Origin of the sequence: Labilibacter marinus, assembly GCF_001659685.2 — a bacterium.
In the GTDB taxonomy this organism is placed as follows: domain Bacteria; phylum Bacteroidota; class Bacteroidia; order Bacteroidales; family Marinilabiliaceae; genus Saccharicrinis; species Saccharicrinis marinus.
In genome coordinates this window covers 60,233-79,170 of sequence record NZ_LXYE02000020.1, presented here as the reverse complement: position 1 = coordinate 79,170, position 18,938 = coordinate 60,233, and the positions used below count along the sequence as shown (strand labels likewise).

Annotated in this window: 16 protein-coding genes; 4 read left to right on the top strand and 12 right to left on the bottom strand. The window is 35.7% G+C overall.

Annotation, left to right across the window (positions count from 1 at the left end; genetic code table 11):
- Window positions 1–42: 42 nt before the first annotated feature.
- The 6 genes from A8L32_RS09310 to A8L32_RS09285 all read right to left on the bottom strand — a co-directional run bounded on the left by A8L32_RS09310 (window position 43) and on the right by A8L32_RS09285 (window position 7,254).
- Window positions 43–1,899, bottom strand: coding sequence for a sulfatase-like hydrolase/transferase (locus A8L32_RS09310; protein ID WP_198931753.1), 1,857 nt, complete (start codon window positions 1,897–1,899; stop codon window positions 43–45).
- A 446-nt stretch (window positions 1,900–2,345) separates the two neighbouring features.
- Window positions 2,346–2,945, bottom strand: a complete 600-nt coding sequence (locus A8L32_RS09305) for a sugar O-acetyltransferase (RefSeq protein ID WP_066630058.1) — start codon at window positions 2,943–2,945, stop codon at window positions 2,346–2,348.
- Between the two features lie 26 nt (window positions 2,946–2,971).
- Window positions 2,972–3,460, bottom strand: a complete 489-nt coding sequence (locus tag A8L32_RS09300; RefSeq protein ID WP_143525055.1) for a hypothetical protein — start codon at window positions 3,458–3,460, stop codon at window positions 2,972–2,974.
- 9 nt (window positions 3,461–3,469) lie between these two features.
- On the bottom strand, window positions 3,470–3,778 hold the full coding sequence (locus A8L32_RS09295; RefSeq protein WP_066630054.1) for a hypothetical protein: 309 nt from the start codon (window positions 3,776–3,778) through the stop codon (window positions 3,470–3,472).
- A gap of 256 nt (window positions 3,779–4,034) precedes the next feature.
- Entirely contained in the window at window positions 4,035–5,885 is a 1,851-nt protein-coding gene (locus A8L32_RS09290; RefSeq protein ID WP_075590473.1) for an alpha-L-fucosidase, read from the bottom strand.
- A 13-nt stretch (window positions 5,886–5,898) separates the two neighbouring features.
- A complete protein-coding gene (locus tag A8L32_RS09285; protein WP_198931752.1) occupies window positions 5,899–7,254 on the bottom strand; it encodes an alpha-L-fucosidase in 1,356 nt (451 codons plus the stop codon).
- Window positions 7,255–7,565: 311 nt separating this feature from the next.
- On the opposite strand from A8L32_RS09285, the gene A8L32_RS09280 reads away from it, so the two are divergent.
- Entirely contained in the window at window positions 7,566–9,194 is a 1,629-nt protein-coding gene (locus A8L32_RS09280) for a tetratricopeptide repeat protein (protein ID WP_066630050.1), read from the top strand.
- A gap of 16 nt (window positions 9,195–9,210) precedes the next feature.
- Here the strand turns inward: A8L32_RS09280 and A8L32_RS09275 are convergent, their stop codons facing one another.
- Entirely contained in the window at window positions 9,211–10,053 is an 843-nt protein-coding gene (locus tag A8L32_RS09275; RefSeq protein WP_066630049.1) for a creatininase family protein, read from the bottom strand.
- A gap of 29 nt (window positions 10,054–10,082) precedes the next feature.
- Entirely contained in the window at window positions 10,083–10,790 is a 708-nt protein-coding gene (locus A8L32_RS09270) for a class I SAM-dependent methyltransferase (RefSeq protein ID WP_066630048.1), read from the bottom strand.
- A 101-nt stretch (window positions 10,791–10,891) separates the two neighbouring features.
- On the opposite strand from A8L32_RS09270, the gene A8L32_RS09265 reads away from it, so the two are divergent.
- Window positions 10,892–11,767, top strand: coding sequence for a LysR family transcriptional regulator (locus A8L32_RS09265; protein WP_066630047.1), 876 nt, complete (start codon window positions 10,892–10,894; stop codon window positions 11,765–11,767).
- On the opposite strand, the gene cls is transcribed toward A8L32_RS09265, so the two are convergent.
- Complete coding sequence (cls, locus tag A8L32_RS09260) at window positions 11,768–13,231, bottom strand: cardiolipin synthase (protein ID WP_066630046.1); 1,464 nt, start codon at window positions 13,229–13,231, stop codon at window positions 11,768–11,770.
- 59 nt (window positions 13,232–13,290) lie between these two features.
- Window positions 13,291–14,337: a bifunctional diaminohydroxyphosphoribosylaminopyrimidine deaminase/5-amino-6-(5-phosphoribosylamino)uracil reductase RibD gene (gene ribD / locus A8L32_RS09255; RefSeq protein ID WP_066630045.1), complete on the bottom strand. Its 1,047-nt coding sequence runs from the start codon at window positions 14,335–14,337 to the stop codon at window positions 13,291–13,293.
- 114 nt (window positions 14,338–14,451) lie between these two features.
- Between ribD and prmC the strand changes: the two genes are divergently transcribed.
- A complete protein-coding gene (prmC, locus tag A8L32_RS09250) occupies window positions 14,452–15,315 on the top strand; it encodes a peptide chain release factor N(5)-glutamine methyltransferase (protein WP_066630044.1) in 864 nt (287 codons plus the stop codon).
- On the opposite strand, the gene A8L32_RS09245 is transcribed toward prmC, so the two are convergent.
- Entirely contained in the window at window positions 15,293–15,889 is a 597-nt protein-coding gene (locus tag A8L32_RS09245; protein ID WP_066630043.1) for an ACP phosphodiesterase, read from the bottom strand. The genes prmC and A8L32_RS09245 overlap by 23 nt on opposite strands.
- 227 nt (window positions 15,890–16,116) lie before the next feature.
- On the opposite strand from A8L32_RS09245, the gene A8L32_RS09240 reads away from it, so the two are divergent.
- A complete protein-coding gene (locus A8L32_RS09240; protein ID WP_198931751.1) occupies window positions 16,117–17,442 on the top strand; it encodes a cyclic 2,3-diphosphoglycerate synthase in 1,326 nt (441 codons plus the stop codon).
- Between the two features lie 35 nt (window positions 17,443–17,477).
- Here A8L32_RS09240 and A8L32_RS09235 read toward each other — a convergent pair whose 3' ends face one another.
- Entirely contained in the window at window positions 17,478–18,896 is a 1,419-nt protein-coding gene (locus A8L32_RS09235) for a DUF5723 family protein (protein ID WP_143525054.1), read from the bottom strand.
- Between the last annotated feature and the right edge of the window lie 42 nt (window positions 18,897–18,938).

The following is an 18,938-nucleotide window of genomic DNA, read 5'->3' as shown; positions in this document are numbered from 1 at the left end:
AACAGCGAAGGCCATTCTTCGCTGTTTAAATATGTATGGTCTTTACTTAATTTTTGGTATTAGTTTTTTAGGGATGTCCATTTTTTTATCATCGGCTCCAACTGCAAAATTGCTTAAAGCATAAGTATTTGCTTTTGACCAATCGCACTCAATTCTGCCATCTCCTAAAACAATATTACCCAGCTTTTTTCTGAACCATTGTGCTAAAGCAACATACTCCTTATCTGTAGCTACATTGTTACGCTCTAAGGGATCATTACGTAAATCGTACAATGCTAAATCGGATTCTTCTACAGGGCAATCCAATGCCCAACGTACGTCTTTATTTAAATTTGCATTTCTAGGTCTTGTTTTCATCGAAAAAGCAAAATCTTCGGATCGAATATAAGCTCGTGGGCCAGCCACTAAATGTATTTCTCCAAGGATATACTCTCTTTTTTCCTCCTTGTTATCGATAAAGTTTATCAGGTTAAAACCATCTAGGTATTCAAACTTTTCAGCCTTAATATCAACACCAGCTTCAGAAAGTATGGTAGGTGTAACATCAACATATTCTACCAGTTGTTCTTGAATTAACCCTTCTGGTACTTTTGCTTTGTCGGATGCTACTACAATTAAAGCTCCATGAATTGATTTATCCCAAGGGCCAAACTTAGCTTCGATGCCTTGCTCTCCTAAATGCCAACCATGATCGCCTACCGTATATACGATTACATATTCCTGCTTATTAGTTTTGCAATATTGCTTAAAAGCTTCCACCGATTCTCCAATTAAAGCATCGCCATAAGCGCAAAAGGCATAATAATCCTGAATGGCTTGTTGTTTTTCCTCATCAGTCATTCTAGACATATTCAGCCCGTTGAACAGCTTTATCATTTGTGGAGGAAGTTTATCCAATTCTGTTTCATCAAACGCAGGAACCTTGTATGTTTGTTTTTTAAACTTATCGCGAAACTCTTTAGGTGGCAATACTGGCGTGTGAGGAAGATGGAAACCCAGATTAATCATCAATGGTTTTTGAGTGTCGGCACCCTGTGCAGTGGCGCCCCAACTGGTGGTATATGATTTATTTTGGTTCTTTAAATAGGATTTATATTCATGAACAATCATACCATCAACAGTTTTGCCTGCTGGCTGAGGGTTAACTCCACCAATAATTAAGCTTTTGTTGGAACGTGTATACGATCGTAAAATATCAAAATCCTTTTCTACCTGTTTTTTCTTTACCTTATCTTCTCCTGTAGCCTCCCCTGTTTTTTTATCATATTCATAAGTTACCAGGTTACCATTGGCATATAAAACAAACTCTTTTTTATCTCCTTTTGTTGCTGGCCCCCACAAATCTCCCACATTATTGTGTTGAAGATCATGTTTAAAATGCATTTTATAATTAAAGTGGGCAGGGTATTTATAGCTCTGTCCAGGACCCCATTCGTAAATATAGGAGTCACCTTTGCCAAAAACAGCTGTTCCGTAACCATGCTTTTGCAGTGTTTGCGGAAAGGATGGTTTTACAAAATCGGGGTTTTGATGACTTAATTCAAAAGCATAATGACCGTTACGAAAAGGATAACGACCACTATACATTGAGCCACGTGAGGGGCCACATGCAGGCGAGTTGCAAAAAGCATTTACAAATAAAGCTCCTTCGGAGGCCAACTTATCTATATTGGGAGACGAAACATAACCTAAAGCACTTTGATTTTTACCAGTAGTTGCTTTATTAAAGCATTCTAACGCATCAGCTCTTTGATCATCGGTTACTATCCAAAGAATATTGGGTTGAGTATGGGTTTGTGCCAAAAGTTGTGTGCTATAAAAAACAACCAACAGTAAAACTGCGACTTTAGAAAGTCCATGGCAAAAAGAATTAACTACAGATATCATTATTTTATGCATTTATTAGATTAACCGAGTGAAAATAAGGTTTGTGATAAGTTTAAATCTCAGTTTCAAAAGTATTTTATAGAACGTAAAAGTCCTGTGCAAAAGGATATACAATATATATACAGTGTGAAAATACTATCTAATAATAAAATGTACAGGGGGTAATTTGTGGAACTTAGGTGTAGGTTAATATTGTGGATTGAGACATACATCGAACTTATAAATTTCGATTTTTTTATGTGCGCTTATGTAAGGATTTTACTCTATGCTTACAATATGGAGTGAGCCTATGGCTTTTGATCTCTTACAAGAGTAAACGTTATTTTTATGATTGAATACGCTGTATGAAGATATGATGTATAAGAGTCCTGTATGAACGACTTATATTGTGGCCTAGGATTTTAATCCAAGGTATTAAGTTATGGTAATCATAGTCCGAATAGCGGGCGGAACATCTACTACTCAAACTTTAAATTTTTATAATAATATGCTTTATCCTCTTGGCTTATTTCACGTAATATTTTGCAAGGATTACCGATGGCAATAACGTTACCAGGGATATCTTTAGTAACCACGCTTCCGGAGCCAATAACGGAATTTTCGCCAATAGAAACTCCGGGATTGATAACTACATTTCCTCCTATCCATACATTAGAACCAATGTTGATTGGAAAAGCATACTCATACTCCTGGTTACGCATTTCGTGATGTAAAGGGTGTCCTGCTGCATAAATAGCTACATTGGGACCCATCAAAACATTATCGCCAATAGTTACCTTGGCACAGTCTAAAATAATTAAATTATAGTTTGCGTAGAAGTTTTCTCCTACCTCAATATTATATCCATAATCGCATCTAAAGGGTGGTTCGATAAAAAACTGACCTTTGGTTTTGCCCAATAGCTTTTTAATTATCTCATTTCGTTCCTCAATTTGCTTAGGGCGTAAAGCATTAAAGTCAAAAATCAATTCCTTGGCATGTTGTCTTTCAGATAATAACTCTTCGCCAAAAGCTTTATATGGTTTGCCCGAAAGCATTTTCTCTTTCTCTGTTTTCATAGGTGTGGTAGTTTGTATCCAAGAAATTATAATAATTCGTTAAGTTTTGCATATTCATTTGCAGTAGACTGAATCAAAGAGTCTGGGTGGTTTAGGTATTGTTTAATTAAAAACCTCTTTGTTTCTATTTGATGGATAAACTTAGTTAAGTCTATCGATTTATTTAATGCAAAAAAATAAAATTCATCATCTGGTTTATAAGTTGTATTGCACGCTAAACTTAATAAACTGGATAGTAGTTCCTGAGAGTCATTATCTAGCTTTTTTAATGGGGTGTCTTGGTGCCAAAATAAGTCAAGTACAGCTTCTAAAATTTCATTATGCTTTGTTTTATGGTTTGATAGTATTTCAGGGAGTAGTACAAAATGTATTATTTCAATATAGTGTGATTCAAAGCGAGAGTTATTACAATTGGCCTTGGCCATTGAATAAACAGTTTTAATAAATGATTCAATATTGTTATCATGTATACATTGCTTTATTTCAGATAATATTTTATTGCGGTTTAATTTCATAATTGGCATTCATTTTAATACAACGTTTCTTACTACTAGCGAGACCGTCTCCAATGAAATATTTTTTCTTTTACAGTAATCACTTTTAAACCATTCTTTAATAAGTTTTGCTCCTTTACTTGCATTGCACGAAATACAACATAAAGCTACGTTATCTTCTCTGTTTAATCTAATATCATTAATAATGTGTTCCCAAGAGGCTTTATTCTTTCTTGGTATTTTTTCATGAGAAAACTCAATGCCGCAGTAAACACATTTGATATCTCTTTTTATAACTAGTTTTTCAACTTCATTAGGGATTCCCCAAAGGTTTGCCATACACTACTTTATTAGTTAAGCGAAATATAGATATTAGCTATGGCTCTTTAAAATTTTAGAAGAAAATTATGTACACGTTAAAGCCCGATAGGGACGAAAAAATATTGTAGCCTTGGGTTTTAATATACGAGGTGTTAGTAAGAATGAAATCAAAGTCCAAATAGCGGACGAGGCATTTTTCCGATTAATTTCCCATCCGATCACCTTTGGCTCTTCTCTTTGCTCTTGTACAGCAAAGGGAAGAGCGATGGGATATTTATTTTTTATCTCCTACCTTCTGCAATTTGAATGATTGAAGTCCAAATTCATTCCAAGTGCCATTGGGTTTGCCAGTTATCCGAACCGAATACTTACCGGGTTTATTAAATTGTACTTCTCCTAATGTTTTTGGTTCAAAAATATAGTCCTTATTTTCCTTACACAAAACGGTTGTATGGTATAACGATTTGTTGGCCAATTCTATTATAATTTCACTACCCGTTTGCTTTTTATTGGTAGCCATATAACTAACAGAAACCTTATATGTGCCAGGTTGTGTAATAATAATATCTGTATAGGCGGAGTCCTTGGCATTTTTCCAACCTATTACTTTCATACGGTCTCTAAACCCTCCATACATAGGTTTAATATTAGGATTAGAATAGTTAAAAGCACGTGCTGTTAAAAATAAATCTCCGTTTTTATACTGCCTTTGAATCGTATCATAACTGCATGTTCCCTCAGTAACCAGTTTAATTACTGACACATCGTTTTGGTTGTTTTTAAAATCCCAGCTTAGTGAGATAGCATCCTTATTCTGTTTAAATTTCACCTTGCTATTTCCATTTATACCTTGCAATTTGGCCGAAGTAACTTTGCCAGCAAATCCATCTAATATAATTTCTGCTGTTTCAGGATTAAAAACATGCATAAAAAGTGTATCCTCCTTCGTCGTTATTGTTCCCCAGTCAAATGTTCTTGGCCAAAAAGGATTGGCTTTAGCATCGTAAATTGCATTACCATTTGTTTTAAGCCAATTACCCATTTGTAATAAACGTTCCTGCATAATTACGGGAATTCTACCATCTGCGGTTGGGCCAACACATAGCAAAAAGTTACCACCACCAGCTGTTACTAAACAAAGTTGTTCAATCAGTTCATCGGCACTATTATAATCATGAATATCTTCGCTTCGGTTATAGCCATAGCTTTGTCCTATGCCTCTGTCTTCTTGCCAAGGATGATGAGGAGAAGTCCATTTTCCATAGCCATATTCACTCTCAAAAACATCTCCATTAATACCTCGCGAACTTCCCCATCGGTCATTAACTACTACTTTGTCTTTCACAGGAGAATCGTAATACAACCATTTGGCCAGCTCATTATTGCGCCATCGTTTTCCGGACATACCCCAGTCGCCATCAAAAAATATGCTCCATGGTTCATAACGGTTAACTACTTCTTTTAACTTAGGATGAAAATGATCCGTAACAAACTTATCCTTATCGCTTAACCATAAAGGATGATACCATTCATACAGTGAAAAGTAGATACCCATTTTTAAACCCATTTTATTTCCAGCTTTATTGAGCTCTCCAATTACATCGCGTTTAGGTCCTAACTCAACACTATTCCAGTTTTTGGTAGATTCTGTTTCGGCATACCCCGTTGGATACATGGCAAAACCATCATGATAGTTGGCTGTGGTTACCACATATTTGGCACCACTTTCAGCAAACAGATTACACCAATCCTCAGCATTAAAAAAATCAGCAGTGAAGTCATGAATCAGATCCTCTACTTTAGTATCGCCATAAACACGTTCATGGAATTTTACTATATCTGGGTCTTCATTTTTTAAACGAGCCCAATACCATTCGGCATAACCGTTAGGGCCAACAGGTGCATAAGAAGGAACGGAATACGGCCCCCAAACCACAAAAATACCGAACTTGGCTTTGTTAAACCAAGCAGGTAATGGTCTCTTATCAATTTCAGCCCAATCCTTTTGATATTGCGCATCCAACATCGCTTTACTTTGTTCAACACTAGGCGCATTCTGCTGCGATTTTGAGGGTATTGTTATACAAAAAAGAAAAAGTAAGCTGAAGATATATTTTGAGTTCATTTTATATGGATTTTTAATATTTAACAAACGTCAACTCTGCCACCTTAGGGAGCTGGCTAGCTTTAAGAATAGTAAGTTTGTATTTACGTGCAGTAACATCTGGGAAACTACGATTATAATTAAAAGTCATTTGTTTTCCCTCAGTTAATAACACCCATTTACCATCAACTAAAGCTTCAATTTTAAAGGCTTCAATACCTTTTCTGAACTCTCCACAAATTACCTTATTAAATGTTTGAGGTGAGCCAAAGTCCAACTCTAACCAAGGTTCTTTATCGCCTTCTTTGTATTGCCAACGAGTAAATAAATTTGCATCAATTACATTAGTTGGAGCAAACTCTTTTCCGTTGTAACTACTTGCTTTTGCTTTTACTCCTTTATGAACCGACTCAACTTTGGGTAATTCTGTTAAAGGTTCTGACAAGGTGATGGCTTTTCCTATTTCCTTTAAACGCTCAATAACATTATCGTCCATTAAACCTTTGTCGTTTGGCGCTGCATTTAATAGGTAGTTAGCGTAATGTGTGTTGGCAAAATTTAATTCTTTTTTTACATCTTCAACCGATTTTAATTCCAGATTAGCAAAATGCTTTTCCCAAAACCAAGCTGGCTGTATAGTTGGCCCCTGCTGCGATGGAACTGTATTGTCAAATGGGCAATGCTGCCCGTGAGTAGCCTCGTAATGCGCCAATTGCGTTAAGCTTAAATCTGTACGACAGCTATGGTTTATCACCAAACAATTAGGTTGAATTGAGTGAATATGGTCGGCTAAGGTAGCATAGGGTAATTCCTTAAAGTCTGGTCCATTGCCCCATTTCGAACCCCACCCATCAATCACAATGCAAGCTATTTCGCCATAATTAGTTAATAATTCGCTTAGTTGTTGCTTGGTAAAGGCAATGTTTTCCTCGTTAATATTTCCATGCTGAATACCGTGATGTCTGTCCCATACCGAAAAATACAAACCAACGGTAATATCTGCCTTACGAAAAGCATCCACATATTCTTTTACAATATCCATATTTTTATACTCCTTCTCAGCCGATGCTATATCGTAGTTGCTTACTTTAGTATCCCACAAGCAAAAACCATCGTGGTGTTTAGTGGTAAAAACAGCATATTGCATGCCTGCAGACTTGGCTGCCGAAGCCCATTGATTACAATCTAATGCGGAGGGTTTAAAATCTTTGGGATCGTGGAAAGGGTAGGCCCATTGCTCGGCATGGTAGGTACCCGTGTTATAATGAATAAACATGCCAAATTTCAGATTTAAAAAATCTAACACTGGATCATTGGCTTTTACCAATTTTTGTGCTGGTAGTGTATAAAATATACCAAAGGCAACAAGTAGAAGAATTCTCATTTTCATAACTCTATATTTTTATTTTGTATTGCTGATATCATTATATTCTAGGCATTAATTCAACATCTCGTTTATCCATATTCAGATAAGAAAATTAAGGATGTTGAAATACTGATATTAAAGCCATCTTTATTTTTCCGTTAGATTCAGTCATGGCGTTTTATGATTACAATATTACGTGGAAAGTATAAGCTTATACTCATATTTAACATGAGAAAAATCTATACAAACACCATTTTAGTGCTTTAAAAATCAATACAATTAAAAAGTAATACATAGCTTTGTTTTGTTATAAATTGTACACTATCAGTAAAATAATGAATAAACATCTACTACTACTTTACCTTGTCTTTATTTCAGTGTTAGATATTAACGCAGATATAGCTATACAAACTCAAGAAGAGAGGCATGCGTTTTTAATACAGGCTAAAGCATTGGAAAAATCCGATGAAGATTCGGCTTTGGTGTTCTATAAATCTCTGATAGATTCAGCAGAGCTTTTGCAAGATTCCATTACTATGGTATGCAGTATACGCATTGGTAAGATACAAGGGCGCAAGCAAAATTTTGCAGATGCCTTTGATTATTCTATACAGGCTTTGGCCATAGCAGAAGCGATTAAGGATAGCCTTTCCATGGCTACCATAAAGGCCGACTTGGGCATTTTATATCAAGAATTTGGTAAGGAGAATATTTCTCGTGAGTACCTCATACATTCCCTTGAGCTTGTGAAGCATTTGTATAAGCAAAACAAAATTAGTCAGCAAAGATTGTCGGGAGCACATTTTACCTTGGCCACGCATTACCGAAAGTTTGCCCATTACGATTTAGCTTTAAATCATTTGGATACAAATGAGGTGATTAGTGAAATCATGAATCGACCTAAGGTGTTTGACAGTTATCACCGTTCGGAGCAGGCTTTTATATATACTCAAATTGGCAGGACAGATACAGCCAAGATGATTTTGCACGATGTTGAAAGGCTTATTTTAGATGAGATGTTAGACGATAAGGTGTACGAGGGTTTGAAAGGGTTTATTAGTGTGGTTTACTATTACCTGGGAAATGCTTATTTAAAGGAAAACAAATTTGAACCAGCCATTTCGTATTATCAAAAAGCCTTACACTACAACGAAAAATATGGATACCACAATAGTTTGCGTACGGATATTTTAGAACGGGAGGCATTGGCTCAATTTAATTCATTACAATTTAAACAAGCCTATTTAAGTCTTCGGCAATCTAAGGAGTTAGGCGATGCATATTTTGGTGCCACAAGTGTCCGCAATAATTCACTTATAGAAATAAAAAACAAGTATAAAGAAGAAGTAGTTCAACAAAGAATAGCCTTACTCGAACAGGAAAAATTACTCTCTGATCAGCGTCAAAGCATCTTTATTTTTAGAATAATTTTAATCGTATTAATAGGCACATTAGTTATCTTCTTTTTATTATATCAAATAAAAAAACAACGCACTAAGTTTGGTCTGGAGAAAGAGCTTATCCAAGAAAAACAAGAGAAAGCCAAAGAAGCTTTAGATATAAAAAATAAGGAGTTAACTGCTTTTACACTTAAGCTGATAGAAAAAGAAGAAACGATTCATACCTTGGCCGAGAAACTGCGTGAAACATCAAAAGGAGACCAATCGACTGAAACTATACTGAAAACTTTAAATGCGGAAACGGTGGGCTTATGGAATGAATTTAATAGTCGTTTTATTGCCGTAAATAGTGGATTTTATGAACATCTGCAAAAGAAATACCCAGAGCTAAGTCCAACGGAGCGTAAGCATTGTGCCTTGATAAAACTAAATTTTTCAGGTAAAGAAATGGCTAGCCTTTTGGGTATTTCAGTTACAAGTGTTCATGTTTCAAGATATAGATTACGCAAACGTTTTGGCTTGGATAAAAATGAAAATTTAACTGATTTTATTGCCAAGATTTAAGCTTTCGGGGTTATATCTACTGTTCTTTAAGTCGGTTTTTAACCTTCAAAGTTTTCATCTGAGCTACGCTAGCTTTTATGGTTTTATGTATCATCTGCTCACCAATTTTAATACTTGCTTTAGATGGATCGCCTGAAAAGCCTAACTCTAATTTTTCTTCTTTGCTTAAATCTGCATATTTAAGTTTGTCTCTTCTTACGCCACTTGAATCAATGGCTAGCATTAAAGAAACGTCAACAATACTTGCATGAGCTCCTACGGTTTCAGGCGAAAAACCAGCAGCAATTAAGGAATCATTCACTTGCATAAATGGCTTTCCGTAATACTCTGAAACAAAATGAACTCTAGTATCTGAACTAGCCCATTCCTTATTCAATATTGTAGAAACTGTTTTCAATCCATTCTGATTGCCACCACTATCTCCTATTAAGAAGATATCTACAAAGCCATGCTGGTTTAAACTTCGGCAAGTGTACTCCAGAAGTTTAATAAAATACTCCTCGGGCAAGCTAATCGTTCCAGGATATTTCATCCAGCCTTCCGCGGGGTTTATTTTACCTTCAGGTACATATGCAATAGTCGGTGCTACCAACGCATCTCCCAGTTCTTGAGCAATTCTATCGGCTAAATATTTTACTCTAATATTATGCTTTCCGAGCACCATATGTGGCCCGTTTTGTTCCGTACCTCCCGTAGGTATTATAATGGAAGAACCTTCATTAATTATAAAATCCTGAACTTCTGTCCAGGTTAATTCTTCTAAAAATAATGATCTTTTATCTGTTGTTTGGCTTACTCCATTACTTGTAAATATTAAGAGAATAAGAGAGATGAAAAAGGGAATTTTTTGCTTGTTCATGTTTGTCATATTTTGTCTGTTGTTCAAAATTATTTAATACCCCCAAATGCCCCAAAGCACATGTTCTTATGCAATATATCAGTTGTTCTAAAACCAACTTTTTTCATTAAATCTAATTGATAGGTCATGGATCTAGGGGTATCTTCCTTTTCAATGTAATTAAAAACCAAATCTCTATAGGCCTTATCTTTCAAATCCTCTAAATAATCACCATACCTAAACCAGGTATATGTGGTTATGGCATCACTTTCCTGAATAATCAAATCTGAAATCATCAAACAACCTCCTGGTTTTAACAATGCATACAATTTTCTAAAAGAATTTTCCCAATCGTTGTCATCACGTAAGTGGTGTAATACAGCTCCCGCTAATATGATATCATATTTATTTTCGGACAATTTAAGCTCTCTAATGTCTGATTGAATACAGCTTACCTGCGTATTGGTTAGCGGAGATACTCTTTCCTGTGCTCTGTTTAACATGGCTTGACTTAAGTCTATTAAGGTGCAATTTAAGTGAGGAATTTTACTTAGCATTTTTAAGGTGTAATTTCCAGCTCCGCATCCAATATCTAATAAATTAGTGGCATCAGGTTTAATCCGTTTAGCTGCTTCGGTTAATAGTTCAAGTGAAACCGTAGCATCTATTGTAGTTGCTTGCCCTGTGTTTAATTCTGAGAAACGCTCTACATCATGGTCAAAACGTTCCTTAATTTCTTGTACGCTCGATTTTTTCATCCTTTAGTTTTTAAGTGATGGATACTATTTCAAAAGTATAGATTCGTATAATGAGTTAAAAAGACTTATTTTGTCAATTATTAATACCTTATGAGTATAATATGGAATTACGTCACCTAAAATACTTTTTGGCTGTTGCCGAAGAACTCAACTTTACTAAGGCTGCTGAAAGGCTTTATATTTCTCAGCCACCATTGAGTAGACAGATTAAAGAACTGGAAAATGAAATTGGAGCTCAATTATTTGAGCGCAATAATAAAAAGGTGGCTTTAACGGAAGCTGGGTTGTATTTTAAGGAGCAAATAACTTTGCAAATACAAAAACTAGAAGCTATAGTTTTAAAAACCCGAAAGATTTCGGAAAACGTAAGCGGTGAATATCGGATTGCATATATTAGCTCTACTTTTTCGAAAACTATTACGAGTCTGGTGCAGCATTTGATCAAGAAATATCCTTACCTGAATATTAAACTATACGAAACATCCACAAACAAACAGATAAGCGCGTTGGAACAACATAAAGTTGATTTAGGGATTTTAAGGGCTCCTGTAATATCTACCCATATAGATACACAATTGTGGTATAAGGATTCGTATGCTCTAGTGTATAATAAACGGAATATCTCTACGGAAAAAGCAGAAGATTTAAAGCATCTGAAAGATGAGGTTTTTGTGTTTTATAATAAAGATTACGCTCCATCGTATTATCAATCTTTAATGGAGATATGTTCTAAGTATGGGTTTATTCCAAATGTTGTACACGAATCAAACAATATTAATTCTATCATTCAATTAGTGCGAAATGGATTGGGTGTTTCCATAGTGCCATCGAGTATACAACGAAGCCATATTTATCCAGAGCTGTCCTTTGTTGAATTAGATACCACCTTAAGTACCGATGTAGTTTTGGCTACGCCTAAAGGTGAAGTTTCGGAAGTAACCGAGTTTATTCAAAGTTATTTGCTGAAAGAAAATTAGCTACAACAGCGGGCTTAGCAACCTGGCCAGTGATTCTTTGGCTTTTTGCTTTAAAGGTCGTTTGCGCCATTCCGAAAGGATTACACGTCTACTGTCTGCAAAATCCTCAATAAACGATTCTTTAACTTGTATGGCAAATTCTTTATCGTACACAAAAGCGGTTACTTCAAAGTTTTGCTCAAAGCTCCTGAAATCCATATTGGCTGAACCTACCGAAGCAATCATATCATCCGAAACAATCACCTTACTATGGATAAATCCTTTCTGATAAAAGTAAAACTTAACGCCGGTCTGCATCATTTCCTTTAGATACGACATGGATGATAGTTTTGTGATGTAAGCATCTGATTTTTCAGGGATAATGATACGCACATCCACTCCACCCATAGCCGCAGTTTTTAAAGCCATCAGAACACTTTCGTTGGGCATAAAATAAGGCGAGGCAATGTATACATATTTTTTAGCGGTGGTAATCAACTTAAAAAAGCCCATCATAATGCCTGGCCAATCGGTATCTGGTCCACTAGAACTAACTTGTACTATCTTGTCTCCAAGGGCATCTTTGCTTGGGTAATATTTTTTATCGGCCAATTCAACTTGACTCACAAAATACCAATCGATAGAAAAAATAGTTTGTAAATTGTTGACTGCATCACCCTCAATTTTCAAATGGGTATCGCGCCAAATACCGTATTCAGGACTACCATGAATATACCTGTCGGCTACGTTTACACCACCAACAAAACCTACTAATCCATCAATAACCACTATTTTTCTATGGTTTCGATAATTCAGCTTGCTGGTAAAAGCAGGAAACATCACCTTTAAAAAGGGGTAAATATGAACGCCTTGTTTACGCAAGTTCTCGAAATCTTTTTTCTTTATATTCCAAGAGCCAACATCATCAACAATTACTCTTACTTCAACTCCTTCTTTTGCTTTCTGAACTAAAATATCTCTTAGTTTCATTCCTACTTCATCTTTTTCAATGATGTAATATTGTAGATGAATAAAGTGTTTAGCTTTTCTTAATTCCTCAAATAAGGAGTCAAACTTGGTTTTGCTATCGTTATATAATTCTAACTTATTACCTGAAGTGATTACCGAATGGCTATTATTTAATTGTAATTGAATAATACGTTTTTTCTCTTCTACTATATCGCCATGTTCTCCGTGAAGCTCAGCCAGTTTCTTGGTTTGTGAATTGGCTAGGTTCTGCAGATACTCATGGTTTTTAAGTCCTTTACGACGAATGATTTTCTCCTTTCTGAGGTTTTGGCCAAAAAATAAGTATAGTACGCCACCAAGTATAGGTAATAGCAGCAGAACCAATATCCATGATAGCGATTTTAATGGGCTGCGATTTTCAAGAATCATCACTCCAATCACCACAAAAATGGAGATGATATAAGATGTTATCAGAAAGGTGTAAACGAGTGAATCCCAGTTTTCATTCCACCACATAAAATAGAGTTTAAGTATTCGCTTTGCCTAAAAATAGAGTTTCGCATTTAAAAAACATACTATTTTGCTCCATTATTCCTGTAAAAGCATAATTTACTGTTTCCAACCTCTTCCTGAATCTGTATTTCGGCATTAACACTTGGTGCATCTACTCCTTTCCCAAATAGTTTATCACCTATAAATACACGAGCTTCATCCCAATAGTTACTATCAATAAAACTTTGTAATACTTGTTTACCTCCCTCAATAATTACAGATTGTAAGTTGGCTTTATAAAGCTCTTGGAGTATTTGGGTAATAATATTCTCGTTAAAGTTTATCTTAATGTATTGCAGGTTTTCTTTATCAACCTTCTCTTGTTCGGTAAAAACAATGGTGTTAACTGATCCATCAAAAAGGTGATGCGACTCAGGAACTCTACCTTGACGATCAATTAAAATTCGGGTAGGATTATTGCCTGACCATTCTCGGGTAGTTAAAGAAGGATTGTCTTTGATGGCCGTATTGGTTCCTACTAAAATAGACTGCTCTTCGCTACGCCATTTATGCACTAATTTTTTAGCAAAATCATTGGTTATCCATGTGGGCTGACCATAGTTTTCTTCTGTTCTATCCATATCGATAAAACCATCTAAGGTTTGCGCCCACTTAAGAATTACATAGGGTCGTTTCTTTTCATGAAAGGTAAAAAAGCGCTTATTTAATTCTCGGCTTTCTTCCTCCAATACACCTACCGTAATATCAACACCTGCTTCTTTCAGCATTTCAATACCCTTACCTGCCACCTTCGAAAAAGTATCTGTGCAACCAATAACCACTTTGGGTATTTTACTTTCTTTTATCAGAAGCGAACATGGAGGTGTTTTGCCAAAGTGTGCACAAGGCTCTAGGTTTACATATAAGGTAGATTCCGTAAGTAAAGATTTATCCTTAACAGAGTTTACAGCATTAACTTCTGCATGTGGTTCACCTGCTTTATGATGAAAACCTTCTCCAATTATTTTGCCTTGGTGCACAATAACTGAGCCCACCATTGGGTTTGAGTAGGTGTTTCCTAGACCAATTTTTGCCAAGTCGAGGCAGCGTTGCATGTATTTTTTATCCATAGTTCTGCTATCCTTCCAATTTTAATAGAGATACAAAATAAGCTCATCTCTGAAATGGACCAATCTTATACAAAAATGGTTAATTTTGCTGCATCACAAAAATAATACATGTAAATGATTGCACTTAGCACGGTTAAAGAGGTTTCGAATAAGTTTAAAGCTGAATTAAAAGGATTTTATCCTGTGGAGGAGATTCGAAATTTCGTTTGGATTATTTTTGAGCATGTTCTGGGGTTTTCAAAAGTTGATTTAATAACCAAGGATGACCAAGTATTGAATGAGGAACAGCAATTGTTTTGTGAGGAAGCACTATCGCAACTTAAACAACATAAACCCATTCAGCAAATTATTGGAAATACAGAGTTTTATGGTCTAACTTTTCAGGTGAATGAGCATGTATTAATTCCTCGTCCAGAAACAGAGGAATTAGTGCAATGGATTATTGAGGATAACAAGCTAACAAAGCCAAATATTCTTGATATTGGTACAGGTTCTGGTTGTATTCCCATTTGCTTAAAAAAGAATATTGCCGAAGCCGAAGTGAGCGCTTGGGATATTTCGGAAGAAGCCTTGAATGTTGCAAAACAGAATGCTGTACTAAATGACACAAAGGTTAATTTCAAATTACAAGATGTCTTAAAATCGGATATTGAATCGTCATTGCAATTGGATGTTGTGGTTAGCAATCCTCCTTATATTCGCGAGCTTGAGAAGGATTTGATGCAGGATAATGTATTAGAATTTGAACCACATTTGGCTTTGTTTGTGAGCGATCAGGATCCGCTTATTTTTTACAGAAAAATTAGTCAGTTAGCTACAAAGCTATTAAAAAATGGAGGCTTACTTTATTTTGAGATAAACGAGGGTTTAGGTCAGGAAACTTGCGACCTAATGATTTCGTTAGGGTTTAAAAATATACAATTGCGTAAAGATTTATTTGGCAAAGATAGGATGGTTAAAGGTCAGTGGCTAGTGTAGCTATTTCAGATTGAACCATATTTCTCATATCAACAAAAAAGGCATCAAATTCATGATGTATTTCATCGTATTGCTCCTCCATGACTTTAATAGCACAGTCTGATTTTGCCGGTAGAGAGCTGTGGTTGGCCATGATCGCTAAAGAGCGCTCAATGCCCCACATGTGTTTGTAGGTTTCCAATCGTCTACTTTTGATTAAAAAAGGCAAAAAGCCTTTAACCCGATTGGGCAAAGTAAAATAATGCTTCAGAAAGTAATTATGTACTTCGGTAACATATTGGTTTAATTCAGCATCAGAATAATTGTTCCAAAATTTAGCCAGATAATGGTCGTAAACAACATCAATCACTACAGAAGCATATCGTTGATAGCAAGGTTTAAAGCGAGCAGTGCTTCTTTTTACAATCTCGTGCTTATCCGTAAAAGCATCTATTTTACGGTGCAAACGAATACCTTGCTGAATTTCTGGAGTATAACGTTCCAACTGTTTACCTTTTACATAATCGGCTATAAAATTGCCAATCATTAAAGGGCTGGGTTTGCCAGATAAATATATATGTGCCAGAAAATTCATAGTGTAAAGTTACCAATATAGCTGATTTTCTTACCTGCGAATGTAATTTTTGCTTAAAGAAATAGATAAGCTTACAATAAATTCATTTACTTTATGTGTTGAAAATAAAAAGCCCCAACCAATGAAACGAGCCGCAAGACAGCTTTTCTTACCTGCCTGCCATCAGGCATCGGAAGATCACCATTATGGCGAGTTCCATCTGGCCAAAAGAAATAAAATTTAAGCAGATGAAAAATGTAATAATACTAGGTGCCGCTGGACGCGATTTTCATAACTTCAATGTATATTTTAAAAATAATCATGATTATAAAGTAGTTGCTTTTACGGCTACTCAAATTCCTGATATAGCAGATAGAAATTATCCTATTGAATTAACAGGTAAGCACTACCCTTACGGTATTTCTATTTTAAAAGAAGAGGATTTGCCTTACTTGATTAAAAAGCTAAACGTGGATGTTTGTGTTTTTTCGTATAGCGATGTTTCCTATAAAAGATTGATGAGTTTGGCTTCTGTTGTTCAGGCGGCAGGTGCTGACTTTAGGTTGTTAGGTCCTAAAAATACCATGCTCAACAGTTTAAAACCTGTGGTAGCCGTTTGTGCTACGCGAACAGGTTGTGGGAAAAGTCAAACTTCATTAAAGGTTGCTGAATACCTGAAGAGCAAAGGAAAAAAAGTGGTGGTTATTCGTCATCCTATGCCTTATGGCAATTTAAAAGATCAGATTGTTCAACGTTATTCATCGGTTCTTGATTTGCAAAAAAATAACTGTACCATTGAGGAAATGGAAGAGTATGAACCACATATTAAGCAGGGAAATGTGATTTATTCGGGTGTTGATTATCATGATATTTTACGCGAAGCTGAGGATGATGAAAAAGGCTGCGATGTAATTGTTTGGGATGGAGGAAATAATGATATGCCTTTTTACAAACCTGATTTAATGATAACGGTTGCAGATCCACATAGGGTAGGAGATGAGGGAAGTTATTATCCTAGTGAGACTAATATTAGAATGTCGGACGTAATTATCATCAATAAAATAGATAGTGCCAATGCAGATGATGTAAATCAATTACGTTCGAATATTATAGCTATAAATCCAAAGGCAACTATTGTTGAGGCAGCTTCGCCAGTAGAAGTAGAGGATGCTTCTTTAATTACTGGAAAAAGAGTGTTGGTGGTTGAAGATGGTCCTACATTAACGCATGGAGGAATGAGTTTTGGTGCTGGTATTATTGCCAGCAAAAAGTATGGAGCTGCTGAAATAGTGAAACCTGCCGAATACGCTGAAGGTAGCATTAAAGATGTTTATAAAAATAACCCTCATTTAGAGGAAGTAATACCAGCTATGGGTTATAGTAATACTCAGATAAAGGAGTTAGAAGCTACCATTGAAAATACACCATGCGATAGCGTTGTTATTGCTACACCTATTGATTTATCCAGAGTATTGAATATTAATAAACCATATACTAGAGTTAAATACGCTCTGCAAGAAATCGGTAAGCCTGATTTAACAGAGATTTTAGATGAGTTTATAAATAAACCGTAAGAAAATATTTAAGCACCATAAACCTTGGTGCTTTTTTATCTCCTTCTCCTATGCTTCCTTTTAACCGCGTTGTATGGGTCGCCAATACAAGGTAAGGCTCTAATGCCATTGTCATTATTCGAACCTTTTTCTTTATCGCAGCCAAATAACATACTCAAGCCAAACCTAAGATTGGCATTTCTAGTTCCGCCCAAATCAGACCATCCAAATACATTATCGGATATTGCATGAAAATGAAGAAAACCAAATTTAGCTCCAAAGCCTAAACCAACATTGGTAAACTGTCCGTTTTGTAATGTGTATGAGGCACTACCATATATATTCTTTGTAATCTCGGCATTTCCAGAAAGCGTAAAAGACGGATGCCATCGCTTTTTGTACATCTCAGTATGAAATACGGCACCAGCATTTAGCCACTCATTCATGGTTTTAGATACTCCTATATACAAAGCTGGCGCAAGTGGAGATGAATATCCATCGTATAATACTCTTGGGTTAAATATTTCAGCAATAGAATCTCCTATCTCACCATCATCTGTTAATTCATCTGTAATATCAATTTCACCTTCGCTGTGTAAACTAAATACATCCGATTTCCATTTCAGGTAGCCGATGTCTAACAAACTTGCAGAAAGCGTTGTGGTGTTATTGATTTGATATACAAGGCCTAGGTCAACTCCATAGCCTTTATTGGCTTTGTTCATGAGGTATTCTCTAGTATCTATTTCTTCTTTGAATTCTATTTCTTCCAAATACCCATCGGCATCTGTGGTTATATCAACGGGTAAAGAACCATATAAATCACCTTTACCATTTATATAGGTTTCGAAAGTGGTAGCATCGGTAAAAAGATGTAAATCGATAGGTTTATTATATACATCTGCTTTGCCGTATAAAAACTTAAGCCGTACTCCTATACTTAGTTTCTCATTTACTTCTCTGGCCCAACCTAAGGCATATTCTCTATAATGAATAGTATTAGCACGAGTGCCACTCATGTCAGCATTTTTACCTTCGAATTGTGAGTTACCTTCGTTTAGTAGTAAAAGGGCATTTTTGTTTAAAACTGAGAAACTGTTTATTTTTTCATTTATCCCCAAAGTAAAGTAGTTAGCTCCATGTTTATAACCTGCAGACAATAATGATAAATGAACTTCCGTAGCAACCACTTCTGTTTTGCCAAAGTTTCTGATGGTTTCGTCAGGATTAAATATCAATGAATCTCCAGTGCTTGGGGTTAATACATCACTTAGGGCAAACCCCGTTGAATAAGCATTTATGTGAGTTGAACCCAATACGGGCATGCCAACAAATACCTTGCAATTAATACCAACGGCAGGGTTAACTATATTTGCCTGAGGTAAATCGTGCATCAAAAACAAAGTGTTGTTCTGTTGACTATTCGTTTTAATTATAAAACAGAAAGTAAGGGTAAGAGCTAATAGGAGTTTCATGCGATAAATATGTTTTTAATAGTCGCACGCAACTTAAAAATG